Here is a 3,844-nt window from a genome sequence, read left to right as displayed (position 1 = left end):
CTGCAGCTCACCACGAGCGATCTTGAAATCCAGATCCGCACCACTGCCGAGCTCGACGGCGACGCCGGCAACTTCACCACCACCGTGGGTGCCCGCAAGCTCATCGACATCCTGCGTTCCATGCCCAGCGACCAGACCGTCTCGCTCGAGTCGTCGCAGAACAAGCTGATCCTCAAGGGCGGTAAAAGCCGCTTCACCCTGCAAACCCTGCCGGCTGAAGACTTCCCGCTGGTGCAGGAAGCCGCCAATTTCGGCCCCAGCTTCTCGGTGCCGCAAAAGGTTTTGAAAGAGCTGCTCAACCAGGTTTCGTTTGCCATGGCGGTGCACGACATTCGCTACTACCTCAACGGCATCCTCTTCGTCGCCGAAGGCAAGCAGCTAAGCCTGGTGGCTACTGACGGCCACCGCCTGGCCTTCTCCTCGGCCACGCTCGACGTTGAAGTGCCCAAGCAGGAAGTGATCCTGCCGCGCAAGACAGTTCTGGAAATGCAGCGCCTGCTCAGCGACAAAGAAGGCGCCATCGAAATGCAATTTGCCGGCAACCAGGCCAAGTTCAGCTTTGAAGGTATGGAATTCGTCACCAAGCTGGTCGAAGGCAAGTTCCCCGACTACAACCGCGTGATTCCCAAGAACCACAAAAACATCATCACGCTGGGCCGTGTGCCCCTGCTGGCCAGCCTGCAGCGCACCGCGATTTTGACGAGCGAGAAGTTCAAGGGCGTGCGCCTGAACATCGAACCCGGCACCCTGCGCGTGGCTTCCAACAATGCCGAGCAGGAAGAAGCTGTCGACGAGCTCGACATCGACTACGGCGGCGACGCCATCGAAATCGGCTTCAACGTTACCTACCTGATCGACGCGCTGGCCAACATGGACCAGGACATGGTGAAGATCGAACTGGCTGACTCCAACAGCTCCGCGCTGCTGACCATCCCCGACGATGCAGCCTTTAAATACGTGGTGATGCCGATGCGCATTTAACGCGCTGACCACACGCTAACCAACAACCAGACCCGCGACTCTCCGCGGGTTTGGTCATTCAAGAGATTGAAGAAATCGAAGCAATTCGATAAAAGATCGGAAATAAAGCTGGCTATGACTGAAGAAAACACACCGAACGAAGCCGATCAGGTAAACGTCAACGACGGCGCCGCGGGCGAGGGAAGCTCCAATTTCCAGCCCAAGATCGACACCAACCAGGCCGGCGCGTCCGAAGCCTATGGTGAAGGCTCCATCCAGATCCTGGAAGGCCTGGAGGCCGTGCGCAAGCGCCCCGGCATGTACATCGGCGATACGTCCGACGGCACCGGCCTGCACCACCTGGTGTTTGAGGTGGTCGACAACTCGATCGACGAAGCATTGGCCGGCCATTGCGACGACATCGTCGTCACCATCCACGCCGACAACTCCGTCAGCGTCACCGACAACGGCCGCGGCATCCCGACCGGTATCAAGATGGACGACAAGCACGAGCCCAAGCGCTCTGCTGCTGAAATCGCCCTGACCGAACTTCACGCCGGCGGCAAGTTCAACCAGAACAGCTACAAGGTTTCAGGCGGCCTGCACGGCGTGGGCGTGAGTTGCGTGAACGCACTCAGCAAGATGCTGCGCCTGACGATTCGCCGCGACGGCAAAGTGCACGTCATGGAGTTCTCTCGCGGCTTTGTGCAAAACCGCATCATCGAACAAGTCAACGGTGTTGATGTGTCACCGATGAAAGTCATGGACGACACCGACAAGCGCGGCACTGAAGTCCACTTTCTGCCCGACACCGACATCTTCAAAGAGAACAACGATTTCCACTACGAAATTCTGAGCAAGCGCCTGCGCGAGCTGAGCTTTCTGAACAACGGCGTGCGCATTCGCCTCAAAGACGAGCGCAGCGGCAAGGAAGACGACTTTGCCGGCGCCGGCGGTGTGAAAGGTTTTGTTGAGTTCATCAACAAAGGCAAAACGGTTCTGCACCCCAACGTGTTTGCCGCCATGGGCGACCGCGCCAGCGACCAGGGCACCAACATCGGTGTTGAAGTTGCCATGCAGTGGAACAGCGGCTACAGCGAACAGGTGCTCTGCTTCACCAACAACATTCCCCAGCGCGACGGCGGTACCCACCTGACGGGCCTGCGCGCCGCCATGACCCGCGTCATCAACAAATACATTGATGACAGCGAACTGGCCAAGAAAGCCAAGGTTGAAGTCACCGGCGAYGACATGCGAGAAGGCCTGTGCTGCGTGCTGAGCGTGAAGGTGCCAGAGCCCAAGTTCAGCAGCCAGACCAAAGATAAGCTGGTCTCCAGCGAAGTGCGCGGCCCGGTGGAAGACATCGTGAGCCGCCTCCTGCACGACTACCTGCAAGAGCGCCCCAACGACGCAAAAATCATCGTCGGCAAGATCATTGAAGCAGCCCGCGCYCGCGARGCCGCGCGCAAGGCCCGCGASATGACRCGCCGCAARGGYGTKCTCGACGGCATGGGCCTGCCCGGCAAGCTGGCCGACTGCCAGGAAAAAGACCCCGCSMTGTGCGAGATCTACCTGGTCGAGGGYGACTCCGCCGGYGGCTCYGCCAAGCAGGGCCGYGACCGTAAATTCCAGGCCATCCTGCCCCTGCGCGGCAAGATCCTGAACGTTGAAAAAGCCCGCTACGAAAAGCTTTTGACCAGCAACGAAATCTTGACGCTGATCACCGCCCTCGGCACCGGCATCGGCAAGGCAGGCGGCATTGGTGGCACGCCAGGCACCGACGACTTCAACGTCGCCAAGCTGCGCTACCACCGCATCATCATCATGACCGACGCCGACGTTGACGGCGCCCACATCCGCACGCTGCTGCTCACCTTCTTCTACCGCCAGATGCCCGAGCTTGTTGAGCGCGGCCACATCTACATTGCGCAGCCACCGCTGTACAAGGTCAAGGCCGGCAAGGAAGAGCAGTACCTCAAAGACACCGCAGCGCTAGACGGCTTCCTGCTGCGCATTGCACTGAAAGACGCGTCTGTGCAAACCGGCGCTGAAGGCAGCACGGTTTTGACGGGCGAGACGCTGGCCGAACTGGCCCGCAAGCACCAGCTGGCTGAGTCCGTAATTGCCCGCCTGCGCGGCTTCATGGACGCAGAAGCCCTGCGCGCCATTGCCGACGGCGTGAGCCTGAACCTGGACACCGTGGCCGACGCAGAAGTGTCAGCCGTCACGTTGCAGGCCAAGCTGCGTGAACTCAACACCACCGGCGCCCCCGCCGAAGTGGCCGGCGAGTTTGACACCCGCACCGACAAGCCCATCTTGCGCATCAGCCGCCGCCACCACGGCAACGTCAAGAGCAGCGTGCTCACGCAAGACTTTGTGCACGGCGCTGACTATTCCACCCTGGCCGATGCAGCCGCCACCTTCCGCGGCTTGATCAGCGAAGGCGCAAAAGTCATGCGCGGTGAGGGCGAGCGCCAGAAGGAAGAAAAGATTGGTGACTTCCGCCAGGCCATGGCCTGGTTGATTGGCCAGGCAGAAAACGCCACCGCACGCCAGCGCTACAAAGGCCTGGGTGAGATGAACCCCGCCCAGCTGTGGGAAACCACCATGGACCCGACCGTGCGCCGCCTGCTGCGCGTACAGATCGACGACGCCATCGAAGCCGATCACGTCTTCACCATGCTGATGGGCGACGAAGTGGAGCCACGCCGCGAGTTCATTGAACAGAACGCCCTGCGCGCCGCCAACATCGACGTCTAAGCGACCACTCAGTTCTTACTTGACACCATGACCGAAGAAACCAAAACAGCAGAGCGCCCATCGCTGCCCGACCACCTCTCCACCGACGAGCGCAGCCCGCACTTCGTCAGAGCGATCTTTGAAC

Annotated in this window: 2 protein-coding genes; both read left to right on the top strand. The window is 60.4% G+C overall.

Annotation, left to right across the window (positions count from 1 at the left end; genetic code table 11):
- Positions 1 to 981, top strand: a 981-nt coding sequence (gene dnaN / locus AC1D1X_RS17865; protein WP_477698795.1) for a DNA polymerase III subunit beta, incomplete at its 5' end; no start/stop codon positions are given.
- A gap of 114 nt (positions 982 to 1,095) precedes the next feature.
- On the top strand, positions 1,096 to 3,720 hold the full coding sequence (gene gyrB / locus AC1D1X_RS17860) for a DNA topoisomerase (ATP-hydrolyzing) subunit B (RefSeq protein WP_477698794.1): 2,625 nt from the start codon (positions 1,096 to 1,098) through the stop codon (positions 3,718 to 3,720).
- The last annotated feature ends 124 nt before the right edge of the window (positions 3,721 to 3,844 follow it).

It is taken from the genome of Polaromonas sp. P1_G4, assembly GCF_056405475.1.
Note: the sequence above shows the minus strand (reverse complement) of the source record. Positions and strands in the feature narration are given on the sequence as shown.